Source organism: Acinetobacter sp. AR_0276, assembly GCF_003000705.1.
In the GTDB taxonomy this organism is placed as follows: Bacteria; Pseudomonadota; Gammaproteobacteria; order Pseudomonadales; family Moraxellaceae; genus Acinetobacter; species Acinetobacter nosocomialis.
Genome location: NZ_PSQO01000004.1, coordinates 1281196 through 1305819, shown reverse-complemented (window position 1 = coordinate 1305819; position 24624 = coordinate 1281196). Strand labels below are relative to the sequence as shown.

The 24624-nt window shown below is 41.1% G+C and carries 20 protein-coding genes, 2 tRNA genes, 3 rRNA genes and 1 pseudogene; 15 read left to right on the top strand and 11 right to left on the bottom strand.

What is annotated here, in order from left to right:
* Positions 1-9: 9 nt before the first annotated feature.
* The 9 genes and pseudogenes from CSB87_RS07000 (at position 10) to CSB87_RS06960 (ending at position 9336) form a co-directional block, all read left to right on the top strand.
* Positions 10-1096: pseudogene (locus tag CSB87_RS07000) on the top strand (DUF6670 family protein).
* Positions 1097-1539: 443 nt separating this feature from the next.
* Positions 1540-3077: ribosomal RNA gene (locus tag CSB87_RS06995) — 16S ribosomal RNA — on the top strand.
* A 59-nt stretch (positions 3078-3136) separates the two neighbouring features.
* Positions 3137-3213: transfer RNA gene (locus tag CSB87_RS06990), tRNA-Ile, on the top strand.
* 55 nt (positions 3214-3268) lie between these two features.
* Positions 3269-3344: transfer RNA gene (locus tag CSB87_RS06985), tRNA-Ala, on the top strand.
* A gap of 348 nt (positions 3345-3692) precedes the next feature.
* Positions 3693-6583, top strand: a 23S ribosomal RNA gene (locus CSB87_RS06980).
* A 179-nt stretch (positions 6584-6762) separates the two neighbouring features.
* Positions 6763-6877, top strand: a 5S ribosomal RNA gene (rrf, locus tag CSB87_RS06975).
* The 16S, 23S and 5S rRNA genes sit together here with 2 tRNA genes alongside, the layout of an rRNA operon.
* Before the next feature lie 223 nt (positions 6878-7100).
* The gene (locus tag CSB87_RS06970; protein WP_016805145.1) at positions 7101-7451 is read left to right on the top strand and encodes a GFA family protein; all 351 of its coding nucleotides are present in this window, start codon (positions 7101-7103) and stop codon (positions 7449-7451) included.
* Positions 7452-7472: 21 nt separating this feature from the next.
* Positions 7473-8036 carry a DUF4256 domain-containing protein gene (locus CSB87_RS06965; protein ID WP_031953714.1) on the top strand — a complete coding sequence of 188 codons (564 nt, stop codon included), beginning with the start codon at positions 7473-7475 and terminating at the stop codon, positions 8034-8036.
* A 136-nt stretch (positions 8037-8172) separates the two neighbouring features.
* On the top strand, positions 8173-9336 hold the full coding sequence (locus tag CSB87_RS06960) for an acyl-CoA dehydrogenase family protein (RefSeq protein ID WP_004882876.1): 1164 nt from the start codon (positions 8173-8175) through the stop codon (positions 9334-9336).
* A gap of 43 nt (positions 9337-9379) precedes the next feature.
* On the opposite strand, the gene CSB87_RS06955 is transcribed toward CSB87_RS06960, so the two are convergent.
* Positions 9380-9880, bottom strand: coding sequence for a GNAT family N-acetyltransferase (locus CSB87_RS06955; protein WP_031953716.1), 501 nt, complete (start codon positions 9878-9880; stop codon positions 9380-9382).
* The gene (locus tag CSB87_RS06950; protein ID WP_031953718.1) at positions 9877-10476 is read right to left on the bottom strand and encodes a TetR/AcrR family transcriptional regulator; all 600 of its coding nucleotides are present in this window, start codon (positions 10474-10476) and stop codon (positions 9877-9879) included. Before CSB87_RS06950 ends, CSB87_RS06955 begins: the two co-directional genes overlap by 4 nt.
* Before the next feature lie 185 nt (positions 10477-10661).
* On the opposite strand from CSB87_RS06950, the gene CSB87_RS06945 reads away from it, so the two are divergent.
* Genes CSB87_RS06945 through CSB87_RS06920 form a run of 6 tightly spaced genes read left to right on the top strand, consistent with a single transcriptional unit; the run spans position 10662 to position 19035 of the window.
* The gene (locus tag CSB87_RS06945; RefSeq protein WP_031953719.1) at positions 10662-12467 is read left to right on the top strand and encodes an acyclic terpene utilization AtuA family protein; all 1806 of its coding nucleotides are present in this window, start codon (positions 10662-10664) and stop codon (positions 12465-12467) included.
* A gap of 20 nt (positions 12468-12487) precedes the next feature.
* Positions 12488-13399, top strand: a complete 912-nt coding sequence (locus CSB87_RS06940; protein ID WP_002048713.1) for an SDR family oxidoreductase — start codon at positions 12488-12490, stop codon at positions 13397-13399.
* A gap of 11 nt (positions 13400-13410) precedes the next feature.
* Positions 13411-15024, top strand: coding sequence for an acyl-CoA carboxylase subunit beta (locus CSB87_RS06935; RefSeq protein WP_031953722.1), 1614 nt, complete (start codon positions 13411-13413; stop codon positions 15022-15024).
* A 42-nt stretch (positions 15025-15066) separates the two neighbouring features.
* Positions 15067-16224 carry an acyl-CoA dehydrogenase family protein gene (locus CSB87_RS06930; protein ID WP_031953725.1) on the top strand — a complete coding sequence of 386 codons (1158 nt, stop codon included), beginning with the start codon at positions 15067-15069 and terminating at the stop codon, positions 16222-16224.
* Positions 16225-16239: 15 nt separating this feature from the next.
* Entirely contained in the window at positions 16240-17076 is an 837-nt protein-coding gene (locus tag CSB87_RS06925) for an enoyl-CoA hydratase/isomerase family protein (protein ID WP_031953726.1), read from the top strand.
* Positions 17077-17094: 18 nt separating this feature from the next.
* The gene (locus CSB87_RS06920) at positions 17095-19035 is read left to right on the top strand and encodes an acetyl/propionyl/methylcrotonyl-CoA carboxylase subunit alpha (protein WP_031953727.1); all 1941 of its coding nucleotides are present in this window, start codon (positions 17095-17097) and stop codon (positions 19033-19035) included.
* Positions 19036-19084: 49 nt separating this feature from the next.
* Here CSB87_RS06920 and CSB87_RS06915 read toward each other — a convergent pair whose 3' ends face one another.
* From CSB87_RS06915 to rplM, 9 genes are all read right to left on the bottom strand, one after another.
* Entirely contained in the window at positions 19085-19504 is a 420-nt protein-coding gene (locus tag CSB87_RS06915) for a roadblock/LC7 domain-containing protein (RefSeq protein ID WP_000949092.1), read from the bottom strand.
* On the bottom strand, positions 19497-20057 hold the full coding sequence (locus CSB87_RS06910) for a GTP-binding protein (RefSeq protein ID WP_006581620.1): 561 nt from the start codon (positions 20055-20057) through the stop codon (positions 19497-19499). The genes CSB87_RS06915 and CSB87_RS06910 overlap by 8 nt, the downstream gene beginning before the upstream one ends.
* Positions 20058-20065: 8 nt before the next feature.
* Positions 20066-21031 carry a hypothetical protein gene (locus tag CSB87_RS06905; RefSeq protein WP_000377059.1) on the bottom strand — a complete coding sequence of 322 codons (966 nt, stop codon included), beginning with the start codon at positions 21029-21031 and terminating at the stop codon, positions 20066-20068.
* 85 nt (positions 21032-21116) lie between these two features.
* The gene (locus tag CSB87_RS06900) at positions 21117-21476 is read right to left on the bottom strand and encodes a hypothetical protein (protein ID WP_001096608.1); all 360 of its coding nucleotides are present in this window, start codon (positions 21474-21476) and stop codon (positions 21117-21119) included.
* A 341-nt stretch (positions 21477-21817) separates the two neighbouring features.
* A complete protein-coding gene (locus CSB87_RS06895; protein WP_031953728.1) occupies positions 21818-22474 on the bottom strand; it encodes a hypothetical protein in 657 nt (218 codons plus the stop codon).
* A gap of 17 nt (positions 22475-22491) precedes the next feature.
* On the bottom strand, positions 22492-22920 hold the full coding sequence (locus CSB87_RS06890; RefSeq protein ID WP_004711892.1) for a ClpXP protease specificity-enhancing factor: 429 nt from the start codon (positions 22918-22920) through the stop codon (positions 22492-22494).
* Between the two features lie 6 nt (positions 22921-22926).
* Positions 22927-23580, bottom strand: coding sequence for a glutathione S-transferase N-terminal domain-containing protein (locus CSB87_RS06885; RefSeq protein ID WP_002048702.1), 654 nt, complete (start codon positions 23578-23580; stop codon positions 22927-22929).
* A gap of 170 nt (positions 23581-23750) precedes the next feature.
* The gene (gene rpsI, locus CSB87_RS06880; protein ID WP_002048725.1) at positions 23751-24137 is read right to left on the bottom strand and encodes a 30S ribosomal protein S9; all 387 of its coding nucleotides are present in this window, start codon (positions 24135-24137) and stop codon (positions 23751-23753) included.
* Positions 24138-24149: 12 nt separating this feature from the next.
* Entirely contained in the window at positions 24150-24578 is a 429-nt protein-coding gene (gene rplM / locus CSB87_RS06875; protein ID WP_002048731.1) for a 50S ribosomal protein L13, read from the bottom strand.
* Positions 24579-24624: the final 46 nt, after the last annotated feature.

Here is a 24624-nt window from a genome sequence, read left to right as displayed (position 1 = left end):
AGGTTCAGTATGCCTAAGTTGATGAGTCCAATAAATCAATTACAGCAACTGAGCCTCAACTCAAATGAGGGTGTTGTTTATCAACCCGCTAGAGGCTTCTTTAAAGTTGTCTATCAAGGCTTAATCCTTCCAAATTTACCGGCCCCACTTCGTTATTTTAATTATATTAGTCTAATCGGGCAGCCTAGAATTCCACTTTGCTATAACGCAAACAGTATTGTGACTTCAGCAATTGATACAGCAACAGTACTGGTGAGTAACAGCCTACACAGTGTAAGTCACTTAAAAACCTATTCTATCCGAAGACAATGTCAACTTACTCCTAATAGTTACCAATTTGATAAAACAGATCTTATTGAATGGCAAATTCCAAGAGTTCAGCTTAGACGAACAGATTCTGAAATGAGTTGTGACTTAGTTGTCCAAACACCTTCTGATATTTCCAATTCTTCAGCACTACAGTGGGGAATATCTGACTACTGGTCTGTTTTATGTCATTGTGAAGGAGAGATTTTATATAAAGGGCAGAAATATGAAGTCAATGGATTAGGACGTTTTAAACATGCTCGGGCCTTGCATTTACCTTTCTTATCTTTATGTTTTTATACCTGCCAGATTATTAATTTAAATGAAACAACACAAATCACACTTTCTCAAATAAGAAATCAATGGAATATTATTCTGTTTTCACGTTTAGATATTCAAGAGCTAGGAAAGCCTGCTGTCACATTTACGGAAGATGTTAATTTCCATATCCATCGGGTTTATCCAAAGGTTGAAACACCACATGGACGTGAAATGTATTTACCTCGAGAGTTTTCTTGGCAGTGTAAAAAAAATGGAAAAGTAATTTTCGAACTCTATGCAGAAAGTCGTGGTGATTACAAATTTGGATTCGCTGCTGGATATATTGGAAGTTTCCGTTATCAGCTAAGTTGGAATGATCAATGCCTTCAAGGAGAAGGTGGATACTGTGAATATATCGATTGCCGTCCATTAAGATGGCAAGAGAAGAATCAAGATGAGAAAATCCTAGATAAATTGATGCTTTTACAACCGTGTTTATATAAAAAATGAATATTTTTATCATTTTTGATCAAAAAGCGAACTGTCGTTGCACTAATATTAAAAAAGGTATTGCAAAGGGATTTGGATGGTCTATAATGCACATCCATCGGCGGTGATGCAGATAGAAACTTGTTGAAAAACAGTTACTTGAGATTAAGTTGATTGCTTTAAGTGATGAATTTAATGTTAAGTTGGTTTGAGAAATAAGTTTTAAAAATATCGAAATTACCTGTTGACTTTTAAGAGATTAAGAGTAATATAGCCGACCTAGCTTGCTGGTGACGAACCAGGAAGAAGATCATTAAGAGAATTGAAGAACAACTTGTGTGGATTTTTACTGATTGATTAATCGAAATAATTTTCATTGATTGATTGGTTTAAATTACTCGAAGTTTATTTGAGCGAAATTTAAGTCAGTAATTGATGAGCCAGAATTGGCACCTTGTCTATAAATAAGGTGCAAAATGATTTTAACTGAAGAGTTTGATCATGGCTCAGATTGAACGCTGGCGGCAGGCTTAACACATGCAAGTCGAGCGGGGGAAGGTAGCTTGCTACTGGACCTAGCGGCGGACGGGTGAGTAATGCTTAGGAATCTGCCTATTAGTGGGGGACAACATCTCGAAAGGGATGCTAATACCGCATACGTCCTACGGGAGAAAGCAGGGGATCTTCGGACCTTGCGCTAATAGATGAGCCTAAGTCGGATTAGCTAGTTGGTGGGGTAAAGGCCTACCAAGGCGACGATCTGTAGCGGGTCTGAGAGGATGATCCGCCACACTGGGACTGAGACACGGCCCAGACTCCTACGGGAGGCAGCAGTGGGGAATATTGGACAATGGGCGCAAGCCTGATCCAGCCATGCCGCGTGTGTGAAGAAGGCCTTATGGTTGTAAAGCACTTTAAGCGAGGAGGAGGCTACTTTAGATAATACCTAGAGATAGTGGACGTTACTCGCAGAATAAGCACCGGCTAACTCTGTGCCAGCAGCCGCGGTAATACAGAGGGTGCAAGCGTTAATCGGATTTACTGGGCGTAAAGCGCGCGTAGGCGGCTAATTAAGTCAAATGTGAAATCCCCGAGCTTAACTTGGGAATTGCATTCGATACTGGTTAGCTAGAGTGTGGGAGAGGATGGTAGAATTCCAGGTGTAGCGGTGAAATGCGTAGAGATCTGGAGGAATACCGATGGCGAAGGCAGCCATCTGGCCTAACACTGACGCTGAGGTGCGAAAGCATGGGGAGCAAACAGGATTAGATACCCTGGTAGTCCATGCCGTAAACGATGTCTACTAGCCGTTGGGGCCTTTGAGGCTTTAGTGGCGCAGCTAACGCGATAAGTAGACCGCCTGGGGAGTACGGTCGCAAGACTAAAACTCAAATGAATTGACGGGGGCCCGCACAAGCGGTGGAGCATGTGGTTTAATTCGATGCAACGCGAAGAACCTTACCTGGCCTTGACATAGTAAGAACTTTCCAGAGATGGATTGGTGCCTTCGGGAACTTACATACAGGTGCTGCATGGCTGTCGTCAGCTCGTGTCGTGAGATGTTGGGTTAAGTCCCGCAACGAGCGCAACCCTTTTCCTTATTTGCCAGCGAGTAATGTCGGGAACTTTAAGGATACTGCCAGTGACAAACTGGAGGAAGGCGGGGACGACGTCAAGTCATCATGGCCCTTACGGCCAGGGCTACACACGTGCTACAATGGTCGGTACAAAGGGTTGCTACACAGCGATGTGATGCTAATCTCAAAAAGCCGATCGTAGTCCGGATTGGAGTCTGCAACTCGACTCCATGAAGTCGGAATCGCTAGTAATCGCGGATCAGAATGCCGCGGTGAATACGTTCCCGGGCCTTGTACACACCGCCCGTCACACCATGGGAGTTTGTTGCACCAGAAGTAGCTAGCCTAACTGCAAAGAGGGCGGTTACCACGGTGTGGCCGATGACTGGGGTGAAGTCGTAACAAGGTAGCCGTAGGGGAACCTGCGGCTGGATCACCTCCTTAACGAAAGATTGACGATTGGTAAGAATCCACAACAAGTTGTTCTTCATAGATGTATCTGAGGGTCTGTAGCTCAGTTGGTTAGAGCACACGCTTGATAAGCGTGGGGTCACAAGTTCAAGTCTTGTCAGACCCACCATGACTTTGACTGGTTAAAGTTATAGATAAAAGATACATGACTGATGATGTAAGCTGGGGACTTAGCTTAGTTGGTAGAGCGCCTGCTTTGCACGCAGGAGGTCAGGAGTTCGACTCTCCTAGTCTCCACCAGAACTTAAGATAAGTTCGGATTACAGAAATTAGTAAATAGAGATTTCGGTCTTGGTTTATTAACTTCTGTGATTTAAGTATCACGGTATTAAGCATGACCTGACGAAGGCATGTTTATTCATTAACAGATTGGCAAAATTGAGTCTGAAATAAATTGTTCACTCAATAACAAAGAGAGATGAAGTAATTCTGATCTTGGAGTTAATTGAGAACTAGCAAATTAACTGAATCAAGCGTTTTGGTATATGAATTTAGATTGAAGCTGTACAGTGTTTAAATACACAGTGCTCTAAACTGAAATGTTGAAGTTACTAACTTGTAGGTAACGTCGACTGTTTGGGGTTGTATAGTCAAGTAATTAAGTGCATGTGGTGGATGCCTTGGCAGTCAGAGGCGATGAAAGACGTGATAGCCTGCGAAAAGCTCCGGGGAGGCGGCAAATATCCTTTGATCCGGAGATGTCTGAATGGGGGAACCCACCTACTTTAAGGTAGGTATTGCAACATGAATACATAGTGTTGCAAGGCGAACGAGGGGAAGTGAAACATCTCAGTACCCTTAGGAAAAGAAATCAATTGAGATTCCCTCAGTAGCGGCGAGCGAACGGGGATCAGCCCATTAAGTTATGTGTGTTTTAGTGGAACGCTCTGGGAAGTGCGAACGTAGAGGGTGATATTCCCGTACACGAAAGGGCACACATAATGATGACGAGTAGGGCGAGGCACGTGAAACCTTGTCTGAATATGGGGGGACCATCCTCCAAGGCTAAATACTCCTGACTGACCGATAGTGAACCAGTACCGTGAGGGAAAGGCGAAAAGAACCCCTGTGAGGGGAGTGAAATAGATCCTGAAACCGCATGCATACAAGCAGTGGGAGCACCTTCGTGGTGTGACTGCGTACCTTTTGTATAATGGGTCAGCGACTTATATTCAGTAGCGAGGTTAACCGTATAGGGGAGCCGTAGAGAAATCGAGTCTTAATAGGGCGTTTAGTTGCTGGGTATAGACCCGAAACCAGGCGATCTATCCATGAGCAGGTTGAAGGTTGGGTAACACTAACTGGAGGACCGAACCCACTGTCGTTGAAAAGCCAGGGGATGACTTGTGGATAGGGGTGAAAGGCTAATCAAGCCTGGTGATAGCTGGTTCTCCCCGAAAGCTATTTAGGTAGCGCCTCGGACGAATACCATAGGGGGTAGAGCACTGTTTCGGCTAGGGGGTCATCCCGACTTACCAAACCGATGCAAACTCCGAATACCTATGAGTACTATCCGGGAGACAGACTGCGGGTGCTAACGTCCGTAGTCAAGAGGAAAACAATCCAGACCGCCAGCTAAGGCCCCAAAATCATAGTTAAGTGGGAAACGATGTGGGAAGGCATAGACAGCTAGGAGGTTGGCTTAGAAGCAGCCACCCTTTAAAGAAAGCGTAATAGCTCACTAGTCGAGTCGGCCTGCGCGGAAGATGTAACGGGGCTAAAACTATGTGCCGAAGCTGCGGATTTGACATTAGTCAAGTGGTAGGGGAGCGTTCTGTAAGCCGATGAAGGTGTATTGAGAAGTATGCTGGAGGTATCAGAAGTGCGAATGCTGACGTGAGTAACGACAAAACGGGTGAAAAACCCGTTCGCCGAAAGACCAAGGGTTCCAGTCCAACGTTAATCGGGGCTGGGTGAGTCGACCCCTAAGGCGAGGCCGAAAGGCGTAGTCGATGGGAAATTGGTTAATATTCCAATACTTCTGTGTAATGCGATGAGAGGACGGAGAAGGTTAAGTCAGCCTGGCGTTGGTTGTCCAGGTGGAAGGATGTAGGTATGTATCTTAGGCAAATCCGGGGTACTCTATACTGAGATCCGATAGCAAGCTGTACTTGTACAGCGAAGTGGCTGATACCATGCTTCCAGGAAAAGTCTCTAAGCTTCAGTTACACAGGAATCGTACCCGAAACCGACACAGGTGGTCAGGTCGAGTAGACCAAGGCGCTTGAGAGAACTCTGCTGAAGGAACTAGGCAAAATGGTACCGTAACTTCGGGAGAAGGTACGCTGTTGTTGGTGATGGAACTTGCTTCCTGAGCTGATGACAGCCGCAGAAACCAGGCCGCTGCAACTGTTTATTAAAAACATAGCACTCTGCAAACACGAAAGTGGACGTATAGGGTGTGATGCCTGCCCGGTGCTGGAAGGTTAATTGATGGGGTTAGCGTAAGCGAAGCTCTTGATCGAAGCCCCAGTAAACGGCGGCCGTAACTATAACGGTCCTAAGGTAGCGAAATTCCTTGTCGGGTAAGTTCCGACCTGCACGAATGGCATAATGATGGCGGCGCTGTCTCCAGCAGAGGCTCAGTGAAATCGAAATCGCTGTGAAGATGCAGTGTACCCGCGGCTAGACGGAAAGACCCCGTGAACCTTTACTGCAGCTTGACACTGAACTTTGACCTTACTTGTGTAGGATAGGTGGGAGGCTTTGAAGTTGGAACGCTAGTTCCAATGGAGCCGTCCTTGAAATACCACCCTGGTAATGTTGAGGTTCTAACTCTGTCCCGTTATCCGGGACGAGGACCGTGTCTGGTGGGTAGTTTGACTGGGGCGGTCTCCTCCTAAAGAGTAACGGAGGAGTACGAAGGTGCGCTCAGCGTGGTCGGAAATCACGCGTAGAGTATAAAGGCAAAAGCGCGCTTAACTGCGAGACCCACAAGTCGAGCAGGTACGAAAGTAGGTCTTAGTGATCCGGTGGTTCTGTATGGAAGGGCCATCGCTCAACGGATAAAAGGTACTCTGGGGATAACAGGCTGATACCGCCCAAGAGTTCATATCGACGGCGGTGTTTGGCACCTCGATGTCGGCTCATCTCATCCTGGGGCTGAAGCAGGTCCCAAGGGTATGGCTGTTCGCCATTTAAAGAGGTACGCGAGCTGGGTTTAGAACGTCGTGAGACAGTTCGGTCCCTATCTACCGTGGGCGCTGGAAATTTGAGAGGATCTGCTCCTAGTACGAGAGGACCAGAGTGGACGAACCTCTGGTGTACCGGTTGTGACGCCAGTCGCATCGCCGGGTAGCTATGTTCGGAAGGGATAACCGCTGAAAGCATCTAAGCGGGAAGCCTACCTCAAGATAAGATTTCCCTAGGAATTTATTCCTCTAAAGAGCCGTTCGAGACTAGGACGTTGATAGGTTGGATGTGGAAGCATAGTGATATGTGAAGCTGACCAATACTAATTGCTCGTGAGGCTTGACTATACAACACCCAAGCAGTTGTATACAAAGCATCAATCGATTCATAAATCTACAAACAAACTTGATTTAGTTATTCCACTAGATAAAATGAACATAGTCAGATTCAATCAGCCCAGTCTGTAAAGATTTGGAAAACGCTTCGGCAAACAATAAGACCAAAGCAAGTATCCATAAACAGTTGTGCTGGCGACCATAGCAAGAGTGAACCACCTGATCCCTTCCCGAACTCAGAAGTGAAACCTCTTAGCGCTGATGGTAGTGTGGGGTTACCCATGTGAGAGTAAGTCATCGCCAGCTCATTATTCTAAACACCCCCAACTAAAATTGGGGGTGTTTTTTTATGGGCGAAGAAATGAGGTCGGGGTGTTTTTTTATTTACGGTAAATTAATCAGAATAGTATTATTAAAATATAGAACTACAAATCATTTTTGGACGCTTACTCGATTCTATTAGATTAAAAATTGAACTAAACGGCAGAATATTATAAAACTATAAAAAATTATAAATAGGGAAAATGAAATGGAATATAAAGGAAGTTGTCATTGTGGACAGGTGAAGTTTGTCGTAGAAGGTGAGCTAACAGAAGTTTTATCTTGCAATTGTTCCATTTGCCAGAAGAAAGGATCTTTACTTTGGTTTCTACCGACTAATCAAGTTAAAGTTACTTTAGGCACTCCTGATACTTTGGCGAATTATACTTTTAATAAACATGTAATTAACCATCATTTCTGTAAAAATTGTGGTATTCATCCATATGCCCAAGGTATAGATAATCAAGGTAATTCAATCTTTGCGATTAATGTACGATGTATAGATGGTATTGACTTAGATAAGATAAAAATAAATTATTTTGATGGGCGTTCAGTTTAATCGCTATTGGGGGGTTATCCAATGAACACTAAAAAACAGTTAACTTCAACACAATTAGATTTACTGCTTGAATTATTAAAGGCGAGATTTGAAAAGAACACACATCGTCATAAAGAAATCGATTGGTCGAATATACGGGATAAATTAATAAAATCTCCAGACAAACTATGGGCATTGCAAGAAATGGAAAATACTGGAGGAGAGCCAGATGTTATTGTTTTTGACCAGCAGAAAGATCAGTATTTATTTGTAGATTGTTCTCCTGAAACCCCAAAAGGCCGTAGAAGCCTTTGCTATGATCGTGAGGCTTTAGAATCTAGAAAAGATCATCCTCCTAAAAACAGTGCAATAGATCTTGCTAATGAAATGGGAGTTGAGCTTTTAACAGAAGAGCAATATCGTCAGTTACAACAAATTGAAGAGTTTGATCTTAAAACTTCGAGTTGGATCGCCACCCCAGTCGAGATTCGTAAATTGGGTGGAGCACTTTTTGCTGATCGTCGTTATGGCCGAGTTTTCATTTATCATAATGGAGCACAGTCTTATTATGCTGTACGTGGTTTTCGTTGTTGTTTAAGAATATAGATGTTGTACTTAAATAAAAATAATTCTATTTGATGTTTTATGCCAAGAAATTGAAGATTCTTGCAAATTTTGATTAACAGTAAACATGACAAGATATGTTCAGGAATTAAATAAAAACATCAGGAAATTTCTAAATATGCAACTCAACCCAATTTACTATAATGAACAACACATCGCTTTTGCTGACAATGTTCGTCGATTTGTGCAAAAAGAAATGGCACCTTTTGTTAATGAGTGGGATGAAGCAGAGACATTTCCTAGAGAACTTTATAAAAAGGCTGCTGAAATTGGCCTATTGGGTCTAGGTTTTTCTGAAGAATATGGTGGTATTCCTGATGCAGATCCATTCTATTCATTACTCGCTGGTATTGAAATGGCAAAGGCGGGTTCTGGCGGAGTACATACTTCACTCATGGTGCACACAATTGGTGCCCCTCCAATTCAACATTTTGGAAGTGAGGAGTTAAAGGCTAGAGTCCTCCCAGAGATTATTTCCGGTGAAAAAATTTCTGCATTAGCAATTACAGAACCAGGTGGTGGGTCTGATGTGGCAGCGTTACAAACTAAAGCTGTTCGGGAAGGGGATTATTATATTGTCTCAGGTGAGAAGACTTTCATCACCTCAGGAATTCGTGCAGATTACTACACTGTTGCAGTACGTACAGACCCCACAAAAACTGGAGCTGAAGGCATTTCAATGTTGCTCGTTGATGCGCACAGTGAAGGAATTACTAAAACACCTTTAAAGAAAATGGGATGGTGGGCTTCTGATACGGCGCATTTGTATTTTGATCAAGTACGAGTACCTATATCAAATCTGCTCGGCAAAGAAAATGCCGGTTTTAAAGTTATTATGAATAACTTTAATATGGAGCGGTTCTTCTTGGGAGTAGTCGCTTATGGGTATGCATTAGTCTGTTATGAAGAAGCTTTAGACTGGGCACAGCAACGGAAAACTTTTGGTAAGAGATTAATAGACCATCAAGTGGTTCGCCATAAATTGGTAGATATGGCAACACAATTGACCTCAACACGGGCATTGCTTGAAGAAACTGCATGGAAAATGACTCAGCCGAATTTACAGGGGCCGGAATTGGTGGCACAAATTTCAATGCTTAAAAATGTTGCGACTCGCACTATGCAATTTTGTGCTGATGCGGCTGTACAAACATTGGGAGGTATGGGCTTTATGCGTGGAACTAAGTCGGAACGTATTTACCGTGAGGTTAAGGTCAATATGATTGGTGGTGGTGCTGAAGAAATTATGAAAGATTTGATTAGTAAACAGTTAGGTTATTAATTTTAGAGTAGGTTTTGCTTGTATAAACCATCTCATTCAGAGTTTACTGAGATGGTTCTATCCATTTCTCATTTAAAATTGCCCAACGTTCATGATCTTTCCATGTTTTTCCTCCAATTCGAAGATATTGCCGAGAAAAACCTTCTTTAATGAAACCAGCGTGGGCCACTAATTGAATAGAGGCAATATTGTCAGGTTGTATATTCGCTTCTAACCTATGTAAATTTAAATTTTTGAATGCTTCATTGAGTAATAATTTGAGGCCTTGCGTCATATAGCCATGACCTTGATAGGGATGAAATGCTTCATAACCTAAATAGGCTGAATGGAAGTGACCGCGTATAATATTTGAAATATTAAATGTTCCGGCAATCGCATGGCTATCGGTTAAGCAGACAAAATAGCGATGCTCTTGTTCTAAATATGTTTGAAAGTCAGCTGGTGGATATGCCCACGGTTGATGTAATTGAACACTACGTGCATAAGCTTCTTTAATTTCTGCAAGGTCATTTTTCTTGGGTTTACGTAAATAGACTACACTCATTTTAATGCCATCTCCCAGACCATTTCGGTTAACTCATCAATTTTGACTTTACCCTCAGCTTTATACCAAGTGACGGTCCACGAAATTGCACCACCAACTAATCTTCGCCAAATAAAGGCATCATGCTTTACTTTGCCTTGAGTACGTAATTTTTCAATAATATCTAACCAGATTTGCTCATATTCATTACGCATTTTTAGAAGATAATCTTGTTTTTCTTTTGATAGGGCAAACCACTCATAAACCAAAACAGCCATGGCTGCACCTGTATCTCCAGTAATTGAAATGAGTTCAGATTTAATAAGAGCACGGAGTTGTTGTTCTGGATCGGTAGATTGAGCTGCCGCATCTTGTAAACGAGCAAGATTGTAAATAATGGTTTCCTCCATCACGTGAGCGAGGATGTCATCTTTACTTTTAAAGTGGTGGAATAAGCTTCCCGACTGGATTCCAATAAATTGAGCAAGTTCGCGTACGGTGGTTTTATCATAGCCTTGTTTGTGAAATAGATAGGCAGCCCCCCGTAATAAACGACCACGTGGGCTATCGTCAAAACAAGAGATATTTGGAATCTGTTCAATTGAAGTAGCAATCATGCGAAAGCCGGATCCTTTATATAAAAATACTTAACAGGAAAGTTTGCCAAATCTCATCATGTTTTAGCTCAGCTGTCGAGTTTGGCAGTTTTGGTCAATTTCACAATAACATTTTGCTCTTTACAAACCAAGCGCTTGCTTGGTAATGTTGAGTTTAATTTTTAAACAAAATAATGAGAAATAAGATGGCAAGTAATCAACAGGGTGATGAGCGTGTCGTAAAAATAGGTTGTGCCTCAGGTTTTTGGGGAGACACCAATACTGCCGCTTTCCAACTGGTACATCTAACCGATATTAATTATTTGGTTTTTGATTATTTGTCTGAGATTACCATGTCGATTATGGCAAAAGCGAAGATGGTAGAACCGAAACATGGTTACGCTTTAGACTTTGTCAGCCGAGTCATGGCACCTTTGCTGAAAAAAATTGCTGAAAAAAAGATTAAAGTGATTAGTAATGCCGGTGGTGTTAATCCATTAGCTTGTCGGGATGCCTTACAAAAAATTATTAAAGAGTATGGTCTAGATCTGAAAGTGGCTGTGGTGTTAGGTGATGATCTTTTGCCAAAACATGAGCAGTTAAAATCACAGAATATTCAAGAAATGTTTAGCGGAGAAGCTTTGCCTGAACAGGTAGCGAGCAGTAATGCTTATTTAGGCGCGGTTGCTATTCGTGACGCCTTAGACTTAGGTGCAGATATTGTGATTACGGGTCGTGTAGTTGACTCTGCTGTGGTACTTGCACCCTTACTTCATGAATATCAGTGGTCGCTCGATGATTATGACAAATTGGCGCAAGGTTCGTTAGCAGGTCATGTCATTGAATGTGGTGCTCAATGTACGGGTGGTAATTTTACCGATTGGCAATTGGTGCAGGGCTTTGACAACATGGGTTTCCCAGTGGTTGAAGTGAGTGAAGATGGTTCATTCGTTGTAACTAAGCCTCAAGGTACAGGTGGTCTGGTTTCTACTGCTACAGTTGCAGAGCAAATTGTTTATGAAATAGGTAATCCTCAAGCATATTTACTACCTGATGTAATTGCTGATTTCAGCCACGTGCATTTAGAGCAAGTCGGAGAGCATCGGGTTCGTGTAACGGGTGCAAAAGGACAAGCTCCGACGGCGCAATATAAAGTCAGCGCGACCTATCCTGATGGTTATCGGGTTTTAGTGAGTTTCTTAATTGCAGGCCGTGAGGCACCACAAAAAGCACAAGTTATTGCTGATGCGATTTTGACTAAGTGCGAACGTATTTTAGCAATGCGCTCAGTGCCGCCATTTAGTGAAAAGTCTGTTGAAATTTTAGGTATTGAAAGTACTTATGGCGAACATGCCCAAACATTAAATAGTCGTGAAGTAGTGGTCAAAATAGCTGTAAAACACATGTTTAAAGAAGCATGTATGTTCTTTGCATCTGAAATTGCACAAGCTTCAACAGGTATGGCTCCAGCCTTGGCAGGAATTGTTGGAGGCCGACCAAAAGCATCTCCAGTGATTAAGTTATTTTCATTTTTAATAGATAAAAATCAGGTAAGTGTCGAAATCGATTTTGAAGGAAAACGCTACCCAGTTGAGATTCCACAAGGAGTTTTTACAGAGCAATTGCCTACTTTAAAGGCAGGTGAAAATGCAATTTATCAAGGAGATGAAATTGAAGTTCCTTTGATTGAAATTGCGCATGCCCGCAGTGGTGATAAGGGTAATCATAGCAATATTGGTGTGATTGCACGTAAAGCAGATTATTTACCATGGATTCGTGCAGCACTAACTGAACAGACTGTTGCAAGCTATATGCAACATGTCTTGGATGCTGAGAAAGGGCGAGTAATTCGTTATGAGTTACCGGGTTTAAATGCACTGAATTTTATGTTGGAGAATGCCTTAGGTGGTGGTGGTGTTGCAAGCTTGCGTATTGACCCGCAAGGCAAAGCCTTTGCCCAACAGTTATTGGATATGCCTGTTAAAGTTCCGGCACATCTTTTAGAAAAATAAAATGAATGGATGAAACAAAGATGAGTTATCAATCAATTTTTAGACCAGATGCTTTTGCTAATAAAGTCATTATTGTGACAGGTGGGGGCTCAGGAATTGGACGCTGTACTGCACATGAGCTTGCGGCTCTCGGCGCTCAAGTGGTGATTACAGGACGAAAAATTGAGAAATTAGAGAAAGTAAGCCAAGAAATTATAGAAGATGGTGGTCGGGTTCATTTTATTGTTTGTGATAACCGTGAAGAAGAACAAGTGAAAAATATGATTGCCGAAGTGATAGAGAAATTCGGCAAACTCGATGGTTTGGTAAATAATGCAGGCGGCCAGTTCCCCTCAGCTTTAGAGAATATTTCGGCGAATGGTTTCGATGCAGTCGTGCGTAATAATTTACACGCAACGTTCTATTTAATGCGTGAAGCTTATAACCAATGGATGGCTAAACATGGTGGCAGTATTGTCAATATGACTGCTGATATGTGGGGTGGCATGCCGGGAATGGGACATTCTGGTGCTGCGCGTTCGGGGGTTGATAACTTAACTAAAACAGCATCGGTTGAGTGGGGGAAATCTGGCGTTCGTGTAAATGCGGTTGCACCGGGGTGGATTGTGTCATCCGGTATGGATAATTATAGCGGTGATTTTGCCAAAGTGATTATTCCAAGTCTTGCTGGCAATGTACCGCTAAAACGCATGGGAACTGAATCAGAAGTTTCATCGGCGATTTGTTATTTACTGTCAGATGCTGCGGCTTTTGTGTCAGGTGTAACTTTGCGTATTGATGGTGCAGCATCACAAGGGACACGCATGTATCCACTAGCCGAAGCGACAAATAGTCAGTCTTATAATGGTTTCCATCGTGCGTTTATTCCTGAAATTTTTAAAAAAGATAAGACTGAGAAAGCCGAACAAAACAATAGTTTAGGTTTGGAGTGAGGAATAAAAAAATGACCATTCTCCAATCCGAAATTGCTGTTGGTAGTGAACAGTATCAACAAAATAAAGAGGCACTACTTGCTCAGCTGAGTGAAGTCCGTGCAATTCAGCAAAAAAGCATTGATAAATCATATACTGCTAAACCGAAATTCGATAAAAAGGGCAAGATTCTGCCGCATGAGCGTGTGCGGTTATTACTCGATGCTGATTCTCCTTTTGTTGAGCTTTGTGGTTTGGTTGGCTACAACATGCATGATGACAAGGATGGTTCTGAAGCTGGTGGTGGAGTAATTGCCGGCATTGGTTTTGTTAGTGGTGTGCGTTGTCTAGTTTCTGCAAGTAATAGTGCAATTAAGGGCGGGACCATGTCTCCTATGGGCGTACAAAAAACTTTGCGTTTACAAAAAATTGCCTTAGAACAAAAACTCCCGCTGATTACGCTGACCGAAAGTGGGGGCGCTAACTTAAATTATGCTGCTGAAGTATTTACCTATGGTGGTATGACCTTTGCCAATCAGGCACGTTTGTCTGCAGCAGGTATTCCCCAACTTGCAGTGGTGCATGGTAATGCAACGGCAGGTGGTGCTTATCAACCAGGTCTTTCAGATTATGTCATTGTAGTACGCAAACAAACCGAGATGCTTCTTGCAGGTCCCCCTTTACTCTTGGCTGCCACTGGCGAAGTGGCAACAGCTGAAGAGTTGGGCGGGGCAGAAATGCATGCGCAGGTTGCCGGAACAGCAGAATACTTAGCAGAAAATGATGCCGATGGGATTCGACTTGCGCGTGAAATTTTTGAACACCTGAACTGGAAAGAGCAAATCAAACCAGTTGATGTGACCTATAAAGAGCCTCGTTACGATACCGAGGAACTATTGGGTGTTATCCCAAGTGATCCTAAACAACCATTTGATATGAAAGAAGTGGTTGCCCGCATTATTGACGATTCAGATTTTCTAGAATTTAAGCAGGAATATGATGATTTAACGGTATGTGGCTGGGCAAAAATTGGAGGCTTGCATATCGGTATTATTACCAATAATGGTCCGATTACCCCTCAAGGGGCAGCAAAAGCAGCTCAGTTTATTCACTTATGTGAACAGACTAACCGCTCCTTATTGTTCTTACATAACACTACTGGCTTTATGGTGGGAACCGATGCCGAGCAAAATGGTATTATTAAGCATGGCTCAAAACTGATTCAAGCAGTTGCCAATTGTACTGTACCTAAAATTTCAATCGTTGTGGCAGGGTCATATGGTGCGGGTAACTACGCAATGTGTGGTCGGAGTTTATCGCCAGATTTTATTTTTGCATGGCCAAATTCGCATGTTGCTGTAATGGGGGCTGCACAGGCTGGAAAGGTACTGCGTATTGTTGCTGAAGGAAAACAAAAAGCCTCTGGTCAGGAACCTAATCCGCAAATGCTCGATTTTCTTGAGCAAAGTACGGCCATGAAATTAGAGCAGCAATCTACCGCGCTTTTCAATACAGCTATGCTTCATGACGATGGCATTATTGACCCGCGAGATACCCGAAAATTATTAATTTTCCTTTTACAAACCATTTATGAAGCACAGCAACGTGAGTTGAATCCGACCCGTTTTGGTGTGTCCCGTTTTTAATCAACCTTTACCGTAATTAAAAAAATTAATAGGAAGAACACCATGAAATTTACTGCCGAACATGAAGCATTACGTCGTACAGCGCGTCAATTTGTTCAAAATGAGCTGAATCCACATATTCCCGAATGGGAAGAAGCAGGGTGTTTTCCGATGCACGACGTATTTAAAAAAATGGGTGATCTTGGTTTATTAGGGATTTGTAAGCCTGAGGAAAATGGCGGTTTAGCGTTAGATTATTCCTATAACCTTGTGGTTGCAGAAGAAATTGGATTTGCGGCTTGCGGCGGGGTGCCTTTGGCCATTGGTGTACAAACCGATATGGCGACACCTGCTTTGGCGCGTTTTGGTAGTAAAGAATTACGCGATGAGTTTTTAACACCAGCCATTGCTGGGGAATATGTTGCCTCAATTGCAGTATCGGAAGTGCATGCTGGTTCGGATGTTGCTGCTATTAAAACGACTGCTAAAAAAGATGGCGATGACTATGTCATTAACGGCAGCAAAATGTGGATTACAAACTCACTGCAGGCTGATTTCTTCTGCCTATTGGCTAACACATCTGATGATAAACCACACGTCAACAAGTCGATGATTATTGTACCGGCAAAAACTAAAGGGATTAGTTTTTCCGAGCCACTTAATAAATTAGGGATGCGTTCAACCACCACAGCGCAAGTTTATTTAGACAATGTCCGTGTACCTCAACGTAACCTGGTTGGCGTTGAAGGTATGGGTTTCATGATGCAAATGATGCAATTTCAGGAAGAGCGTTTATGGGCTTGTGCTAATGCTATTGGTGGTTTGGAAAATTTAATCCAAAAGACTATCGCCTATACCAAAGAGCGTACGACGTTTGGTCAGCCACTTATTAATAACCAATATATTCACTTCCGCTTTGCTGAACTCATGACTGAAATAGAAGCACTTAAAGCCTTAACTTACCAAGCGTGTGAACAGCATATTGCGGGTGAAGATGTGACCAAGCTGGCATCTATGGCAAAACTCAAAGCTGGACGTTTAACTCGTGAAGTTGCTGATAGCTGTCTGCAATACTGGGGTGGTAACGGTTTTATGTGGGATAACCCTGCATCACAGTTGTATCGTGATGGTCGTTTAGGCTCTATTGGCGGTGGTGCAGATGAGATTATGCTGGGGATTATCTGTAAGTTGATGGATATCTTGCCAAAAAAACAGAAATAAAATAAGGGGAAAGCCATGACGCTTTCAGCATCTCTACAAGCTATAGATATTGATGACAGCATTCAATTAGAACAAGACGGCAGTATTTTATATCTTTGGTTAAACCGACCGGAGAGTCGTAATGCTATGAACTTGAATATGGTCAATGCAATTCAACAAGTCTTTAATGCCATTCGCAATGACCTTTCAATTCGTGCAGTCATCATTCGTGGTGAAGGTGGGACTTTTTGTGCAGGTGGTGACATTAAAGACATGGCTGCTTTACGCGTTGAAGCAACTAAGGTTGGTAGTCTGCAACCTTATGCTGACTTTAACCGCCGTTTTGGTGCCATGCTTGAGCAAGTTGAAGCTGCACCACAGACTGTTGTGGTCATTTTAGAAGGTGCAGTGTTAGGTGGTGGTTTTGGGCTGGCATGTGTTTCTGATGTTGCCATCAGTCGTGATAATGCGCAGTTCGGTTTACCTGAAACTGGGCTTGGTGTGATTCCTGCTCAAATTGCTCCTTTTGTGGTGAAACGTATTGGCCTGACTCAGGCACGCCGACTGGCTTTACTCGGCATGCGTTTTGAAGGGCATACAGCACTGAGTGTCGGTGTGATTCATCAAATTGCACATAATGAAATTGAACTTGAACAAGCTTTAGAGGAAACCATTCAACACATTAAACGAGCAGCTCCTCAAGCTTCGCGTGTGACTAAAGCATTGTTACATCGAACACTCAATGAGCCTTTAAATGAATTGCTCAATGATGCAGCTCAGCAGTTTGCCCAAGCGGTTGGTGGAGATGAAGGTCAAGAAGGAACGATGGCTTTTATCCAGAAAAGGTTACCAAATTGGGCCGATGAGTCATAAAAGATAAGGATAAAAATAATGAAATTTTCAAAAATACTGGTTGCCAATCGTGGTGAAATTGCAGTTCGGGTGATGCAAACAGCCAAAGCAATGGGTTACCAAACCGTCGCAGTTTATTCCGATGCAGACCGTAATGCCCGTCATGTGCAAGAAGCAGATGAAGCTGTTTATATTGGTCCTTCAAAAGTATCTGAGTCTTATCTTTCTATTACCAAGATAATAGATGCATGTAAAAAAACTGGGGCAGATGCGGTTCACCCTGGCTATGGTTTTTTGTCAGAAAATACTGATTTTGCTCAGGCATGTATCGACAACCAGATTACATTTATTGGGCCTACCGCTTCTGCAATAGAGTTAATGGGCAGTAAACGCCTTTCAAAAATCGCCATGATTGAGGCGGGCGTCCCTTGTGTGCCGGGGTATGAAGGTGACCGACAAGATCTCGAATATTTAGCAACTCAAGCTGAGCAGATTGGCTTTCCAATTATGGTCAAAGCTTCTGCGGGTGGCGGAGGTCGTGGCATGCGTTTGGTACAACAAGCATCTGAATTGGTTGAAGCATTGCAAACTGCGCGTTCAGAAGCTGAAAATGCTTTTGGTTCGGGGGAGCTTATTTTAGAAAAAGCAGTTATTGCTCCGCGTCATGTCGAAATTCAAGTTTTTGGTGATACTCACGGCAATTATGTGTATTTGTTTGAGCGTGATTGTTCGATCCAACGTCGCCATCAGAAGGTTGTTGAAGAAGCTCCATGTCCGGTGATGATGCCTGAACTACGTCAGCAAATGGGTGAGGCAGCCGTAGCAGCGGCAAAAGCATGTGCTTATGTCGGGGCAGGTACAGTTGAGTTTTTGCTAGATGCATCGGGTGCATTTTACTTTTTGGAGATGAATACCCGTTTGCAGGTAGAACATCCGGTCACTGAGCTTATTACAGGATTGGACTTGGTTGAATGGCAGTTACGTGTGGCGAATGGTGAGCATTTACCTTTAAAGCAACAGGAATTGACCTTAAATGGACATGCGATCGAAGTGCGCTTGTATGCAGAAGACCCACGTCAGGATTTCTTACCACAAACAGGAAAGGTTTTACGCTGGAAGCCTGCAACTTTGCCAAATGTGCGAATCGATCATGGCATGTTGGCAACTGATGAAGTCAGTCCATTTTACGATCCGATGGTAGCAAAGGTGATTGCATACGGTAAAACCCGTGAGGATGCGATTCGCTTACTGGCTCGTGCAGTCGATGATAGTGTTTTACTGGGAGTGAACAGTAATAAACAGTTCTTGGTCAATTTACTACGCCATCCAGTTGTTGTTACAGGGGATACCAATACTGCATTCATCCAACAGCATTTCCAAAATGATCCGAGCTTACATCATCAAGTTTTATCTTTAGAAACTTTAGCGATTGCTGCGGCATTATTTAGCCAAAATAAAGTTACTGCGGTGTGGCAAACCGGGCTTGGTGTGCCATTACCGTTAAAATTACAAATTGCCGATCAGCAAATTCAATTGCAGGTTTCATCTGTCAATAATACATTTACGGTACAGTTCTGTGATCAATCAGTTTGTATTGATGTGCTTGAGAGAACGTCAGAGCAACTAGTTTATTTAATTGATGGTGTTCGTCGCCGTGTGCAGTATGTATTAGATAGTGATCAACTTTATCTAGACCGAGATAACGGCAATATTGTGATACGCAATGTGACCTATACTGCGCCAGAAGCTACCGATGTAGCGGGAGATGGCAAAATTCGTGCACCAATGGATGGTGCTGTGGTTAATATTCTGGTGAATAAAGGCGATCAAGTGGTGAAAGGTCAGACCCTACTTGTGCTTGAAGCTATGAAAATCCAGCAGCAGATTAAAGCTGATGTAGATGGTGTAGTTGAAGATGTATTAGGGCAACAGGGTCAACAAGTAAAAAAACGGCAAATGCTATTTACTATTCAAACTTAATTGAAAAATACCGCTCTTATTGGGCGGTATTTTTTTATAGCAGTTTAAGTTATTCTCCATCTGCCTCTGCAATCACTTGGCTTGCTTTTTTTAGGCTATAAAGCAGCTGCCCTAAAAGTACATCTCTATTACTTAGGGTAACCATAACCATCGGATGATGGAGAGCAGGAATAGCTGTTAAAATGGCTTTGCCATTGTCTGCATCTAATGTGATGTTATTACAGCCAGTCAGTTGAATCTCTTTTAAAAATGCACTGACCATGGCCAAAATCGAGCTACTCACCGCTGCTAATTTGGTGGTATTAGGGTAGTTCTTGTGGCTCACTGTTGCCAATTCAAACCCATCTGAAGAACAAATCATGACAAAGTCTACACCACGTGTATTCATAAGAATTTTTTGGGCTTCACTTTTTGCAAGTTGTAGCAATTGTGTTGGAGCGGTTCGTTTTTGAACTGGAATACTAAGCATGATCTTTCCCTTGAGATGTTGCGCCTACCTTAACTTCAAGTGATGCAATTAATGATTCAACCATCATTAAAATTTGCTCTTGTTCTCTTGCATCAATAAAAAATAATGGATATTGAAGTTCGTTTTCTGCTAACCAGTTTCGATACTGTTGGAGTGAAGATTCTTTATTTTCATCAATATGCGTAATACCAATCGCAATATTATCATTATAATTTTTAAAGGATTCCAAGTAACTTTCTAGTTCAGCAATTGGAGTAGAGCTATTGTGATCTAACAGAAGAATAATACCAATCGCACCTTTACAAATAACTGACCAGATAAAATCAAAACGGCTTTGTCCAGGGGTTCCATATAGCCCGATTTTAATACCATCATCTAAAGTAATTTCGCCGTAATCAATCCCAACAGTTGTTTGTGATTTTTGGTGACTTTGTACATCAGTATTAAATGCTTCTGTTTCTAAAATTGGAATTTCAGATAGCGATTTGATCGCTTCTGTTTTACCAGCCCCCATACTGCCTGCGAAGACAATTTTATATTGTTGAATAATCATAGTGTTCCTTAAAAGCCAAAACGGCGTCGAATTTTCCCTATAAAATTTTTTAAAAAATGACTTTCTGTATTTAAGTTTTCTGAATGAGTCTGTGGCGTGTAAAAACACTTATTCGCGGAAACATATTGCCCATTATTTGCCATTAAACATGCTGTAATAAAACGTAGAACAACATCGATAGGTTGGTTGAGTTGTTTAGCTACTTCAGTGACTTTTGCTCCCTGAATAAAACAGGCAGAGAGCTGTAGGCTTACTTTTCTATATTCTTTTTGATAGGGTTGTGGCCAATGATTAATTTTAAAGTAACCATCAGCTGACGCTAAATTCTCAAATTCTTTTGAACACCAAATTAAATTCCACAACCAATCCTGTAAGTAATAATCCTTTTTACGAGAAACCTTAGTAAAGTCTGATGTTTTTGCAAAGGTAAAGTTAAAACTCATATTGGTCTGTGTTTTTTGACGAGAAGGTTCTAACCAAGCAATTTGAGTTCTATTATCAATAATTGCCAAGGTACCCTTGTCATCAAATAAATGTAATTTAATATTTTCAGAGCTATGCAAATTTTTTATAAATTGCTCATCTATGATAGATATTTCATTTAATAAAGTTGAGTTGGAACGAACATCAGTATGTTTTAAAAGAGATAATACATTTGCTTGTAACCATGAACGGAGATGTTCTGTTTTTTCTAAAGGGTAGTGTAAGGTATGTTCGTGTATAGTGCCTCCATTTTCTAAAGGTGTTTTTGTAATTTTTAAATAAGGAAATTTTTTCTTATTAAGAATATTTTGAATATTGTCTGCATCAAAAAAGTTTTCATTAATAATTAATAAATCAATCTGATTACTAGAAATGTTAACCCAGTTAATTCCATATTGATTAGATATCAAATCACGGATTAAGATTTTTAATTCGTCTGAAACTTTTAAGCTTAAACCAGAAACTGCAATATTTATGCAATGGCTATCCATAGTATCATTTTAAATTTTTATTAAGTAATATTGTAATGTTATATGTGCTCTTTATATTAAGTATAAAGAGCACAGCTTAAATTAATTAACTAAAATCGAGCTCTTTTTCAAAGGACTTTAACTCATGACGAGCCATGGCTAAATTCGACTTGGCGCGATCAAGTACTAAATAAAGGAATAAATTATTATTACTTTCTAAAGGACGAATTAAGTGATAAGCCTTCCCTAATGTAATTAAAATATCTTCAATATTGTCATTTAATTTTAATGCGTTAGCTACATTTCGTTTTGCGCGAATGACTTCTGTGTTTCCAGCAGCTGCCAGCTCTAAATCAATATCCCCACCGCCTTGTGTAGCAAGTGATAAACCACTTTCTGAATCAACAAGTGCAGATGCAATAAAACCATCAATTTCAGTTAAGCTATCTAAAGAAAGTTTAGCCATTTTTTTATCTCTCAGGATTATAAAGTTATAATTACTACTTTTTCCTTAAAAGTAGTTAAAAATCATTATATTTTTACTCAAGTTGAAGTCAATAAATCAAATAAATTTCAAAATTGTTGTTTTAGTAAATAAGTGACCAAAAATGTCATCTTATAAAAAATATTATAAGATTGTTTTTACATTAAATATTTAATACTGTGCTCATGTTTGCATTATATAATTTCTATTATTAATTTTAATAATTGTAATAGAATGTTAAAAGAATATTTATTGATAAATTATGTTTATTTAAATAGAAAAAGAGGAACTATAAGTTCCTCTTTTAAATAATTATAATAAAATTAAATAAGATGTGTATAAATACAATATAGGTAACCTAAAATAGCTAAAGCAACAAGAGGTGCGATAACTTTTGACCATGCCGGAATAAAAATTTCGATAGGTTGCTCTTCGATGTGTAATTCTTCATGATGCGGTTGGGCTTGGTGAACCATTTGGTTGAACTCCTTCATTGTTGCATCCAATGATAGCTCTTCTTGTTCAACAGGTTTAGAACCAATCAGCTCTGTTAGGTGGTTTGTTGACCAAACCCAATCCTCAGCCTGTCCTGATAAATGTTCAACTTGCCCTAAAATGAGCTCTTTTAAACCGTTCTGTCCGAAACCTCCAGTTTCATCAAGTTGATTAAGCTCAGTTAGCTGTAAGGTCAAAATTTCTGAAATACTTTGCTCAAGTTCGGCATTTTTTAAAATCGACTGATTGTGCTTAGAAGTTGTTAAATGACGCGCTATTTCTTGAATATATAATGGATCGGCTGTTTTGATTTCATTATAAATTTTATTGTCGTCTTGACGCCATAAGCTAATTAACTTTCCAAGAGTGAGCACATTCACTTCATCAATCAGCTTATTTTTCTCATTGGTTGGATATTGATTTAAAAGCTGAGGCTTTTGAATTTTTATTTGCTCAGCAAAGTATTGGACTAAATCAAATGCCATACTTTATTCCTCTAAAATTAATCTAAAATTCTTAATGTTGGCTTTTTCTTGGTTGGTTCACTTGTTTCTTGTGCTTCAGAGTCTAGCGTATTTTCTACAGGCGCTACATTGGCATATTCTTCTGGATCAAAGAATAAACCTTGTCCATTTTCGCGTGCATATATACCCAAAACAGCTTGGATAGGGACATAAATATCTTTAGAAACACCGCCAAAACGTGCTGAAAAGGTTACGGCATCATTGCTAATAAGCAGTTGATGTACAGCATGGGGCACAATATTTAAAACAATTTGGCCATCTTTCACAAATTGTTGTGGTACATCCGTATGTGGTTGTGTTGCATCAACGAGTAAATAAGGGGTGAGTTGATTGTCGCAAATCCATTCATAGATTGCGCGAGCAAGATAAGGACGTGTAGGGGTTAATTCAATAGTTTGCTCAGACATATCACACTATTCCATATTTAATTGTTCATTGTAACGGGTTTTCTCTTGGGGCGTCATTGATTTAACAAAAGAAGGGCGGCTAAAGATACGTTTACAGTACAAAAATATAGGCCGACACTGCTGCTTTGGTAAATCAATTCCCATGCTATTAAGCCGCACAAAAATTGGGGCGAGCATACAATCCAAAATTGAAAAATTTTCGGACATAAAATAAGGGAAATGCTGAAATAGGGGAGTAAGAGAAATTAAGGTATCACGTAATTCTTTTTGCGCTTTTTGCTTTTGTTCTACATTTAAAGTATCTGCATGTTTGAGCATATGATCGGCCAATTTAAACCAATCATTTTCAAGGCGCCAAATGTATTGCCGTTGTTCTGCACGTGCCATAGGAGCATCAGCGTAAAGCTTGCTCTGACGATATCGGTCATCGAGATATTCAGCAATAATTGGAGCGGAAAATAATTTGAGGTTTTGCTCAAGTAGCATTGGTAATTGGTTATAAGGGTTTAGACTCGCTAAATCCTCATCTTCATGATCAGTTACGATCAATTGATATTTAATTTGCTTTTCTGCCAATAAAAAACGGATCCAGTGAGAACGGAAATCATCAGCATGGCTGTAAAGGGTAATTCCCTGAATTGAAGTGTTTTCGACCGACATATCACAAGGTATGGTTGTGTGAATCGGTTAGAATACTAAAAATATGAGTGGAAATCACGGTGCCATAGATAGAGTTTCATATATTTATCTGTTTCGCTCATGCTTAAAATGAATAAGCAATAAAAAAGCCTTGGGATAACCAAGGCTTTTTGTCCGATTCGGTAAACGAATTAACGTTTAGAGAATTGAGGACGTTTACGAGCTTTACGTAAACCAAGTTTCTTACGCTCAACTTCACGAGCATCACGAGTAACGAAACCAGCTTGACGTAGAACAGGTTTTAAAGTTTCGTCAGCAGCGATAAGCGCACGAGTAATACCGTGACGGATCGCGCCAGCTTGACCACCGATACCACCACCTTTAACAGTGATGTAAAGGTCAAACTTTTCAGTAACTTCTAAAAGTTCTAAAGGTTGACGAACAACCATACGAGCAGTTTCACGACCGAAATATTGCTCTAAAGTACGGTTGTTAATAACGAGTTTACCTGTACCAGCTGACAAGAAAACACGTGCAGTTGCGGTCTTACGGCGACCTGTACCATAATTAGTAGCCATGTGCTGTATCCCTTAGATGTCCAAAACTTGTGGCTGTTGAGCAGCATGAGGATGCTCAGTACCAGCGTACACTTTCATTTTTTTGATCATTGCATAACCAAGAGGACCTTTTGGTAACATGCCTTTAACCGCTTTTTCAAGAACAGCTTCAGGTTTGTGAGCAATTAACTTCTCGAAGTTAGTCTCACGGATACCACCAGGGAAACCAGTATGGCGATAATATTTCTTATCAAGTGATTTGTTACCAGTCACTTGAATTTGTTCAGCATTAATCACAACGATGTAATCGCCAGTGTCAACGTGAGGAGTATAAGAAGTTTTATGCTTACCGCGTAAACGACGAGCGATTTCAGTCGCAAGGCGACCTAAAGTTTTGCCAGAAGCATCAACAACATACCAGTCATGTTGAACTTCAGCTGGCTTAGCGCTGAGAGTTTTCATTAAACCACTACCTATTATAGTTGGTTTGGACTATGGAATCTGTCCA

Bases quoted from the DNA above. Each gene is read 5' to 3' on its own strand.
- CSB87_RS06960 (WP_004882876.1), top strand. From the start codon at position 8,173: ATGCAACTCAACCCAATTTACTATAATGAACAACACATCGCTTTTGCT.
- CSB87_RS06925 (WP_031953726.1), top strand. From the start codon at position 16,240: ATGACGCTTTCAGCATCTCTACAAGCTATAGATATTGATGACAGCATT.
- CSB87_RS06970 (WP_016805145.1), top strand. From the start codon at position 7,101: ATGGAATATAAAGGAAGTTGTCATTGTGGACAGGTGAAGTTTGTCGTA.
- CSB87_RS06885 (WP_002048702.1), bottom strand. From the start codon at position 23,580: ATGTCGGTCGAAAACACTTCAATTCAGGGAATTACCCTTTACAGCCAT.
- rplM (WP_002048731.1), bottom strand. From the start codon at position 24,578: ATGAAAACTCTCAGCGCTAAGCCAGCTGAAGTTCAACATGACTGGTAT.
- CSB87_RS06945 (WP_031953719.1), top strand. From the start codon at position 10,662: ATGGCAAGTAATCAACAGGGTGATGAGCGTGTCGTAAAAATAGGTTGT.
- CSB87_RS06895 (WP_031953728.1), bottom strand. From the start codon at position 22,474: ATGGCATTTGATTTAGTCCAATACTTTGCTGAGCAAATAAAAATTCAA.
- CSB87_RS06910 (WP_006581620.1), bottom strand. From the start codon at position 20,057: ATGATTATTCAACAATATAAAATTGTCTTCGCAGGCAGTATGGGGGCT.
- CSB87_RS06920 (WP_031953727.1), top strand. From the start codon at position 17,095: ATGAAATTTTCAAAAATACTGGTTGCCAATCGTGGTGAAATTGCAGTT.
- CSB87_RS06905 (WP_000377059.1), bottom strand. From the start codon at position 21,031: ATGGATAGCCATTGCATAAATATTGCAGTTTCTGGTTTAAGCTTAAAA.
- CSB87_RS06955 (WP_031953716.1), bottom strand. From the start codon at position 9,880: ATGAGTGTAGTCTATTTACGTAAACCCAAGAAAAATGACCTTGCAGAA.
- CSB87_RS06965 (WP_031953714.1), top strand. From the start codon at position 7,473: ATGAACACTAAAAAACAGTTAACTTCAACACAATTAGATTTACTGCTT.
- CSB87_RS06890 (WP_004711892.1), bottom strand. From the start codon at position 22,920: ATGTCTGAGCAAACTATTGAATTAACCCCTACACGTCCTTATCTTGCT.
- CSB87_RS06930 (WP_031953725.1), top strand. From the start codon at position 15,067: ATGAAATTTACTGCCGAACATGAAGCATTACGTCGTACAGCGCGTCAA.
- CSB87_RS06940 (WP_002048713.1), top strand. From the start codon at position 12,488: ATGAGTTATCAATCAATTTTTAGACCAGATGCTTTTGCTAATAAAGTC.
- CSB87_RS06950 (WP_031953718.1), bottom strand. From the start codon at position 10,476: ATGATTGCTACTTCAATTGAACAGATTCCAAATATCTCTTGTTTTGAC.
- CSB87_RS06915 (WP_000949092.1), bottom strand. From the start codon at position 19,504: ATGCTTAGTATTCCAGTTCAAAAACGAACCGCTCCAACACAATTGCTA.
- CSB87_RS06935 (WP_031953722.1), top strand. From the start codon at position 13,411: ATGACCATTCTCCAATCCGAAATTGCTGTTGGTAGTGAACAGTATCAA.
- rpsI (WP_002048725.1), bottom strand. From the start codon at position 24,137: ATGGCTACTAATTATGGTACAGGTCGCCGTAAGACCGCAACTGCACGT.
- CSB87_RS06900 (WP_001096608.1), bottom strand. From the start codon at position 21,476: ATGGCTAAACTTTCTTTAGATAGCTTAACTGAAATTGATGGTTTTATT.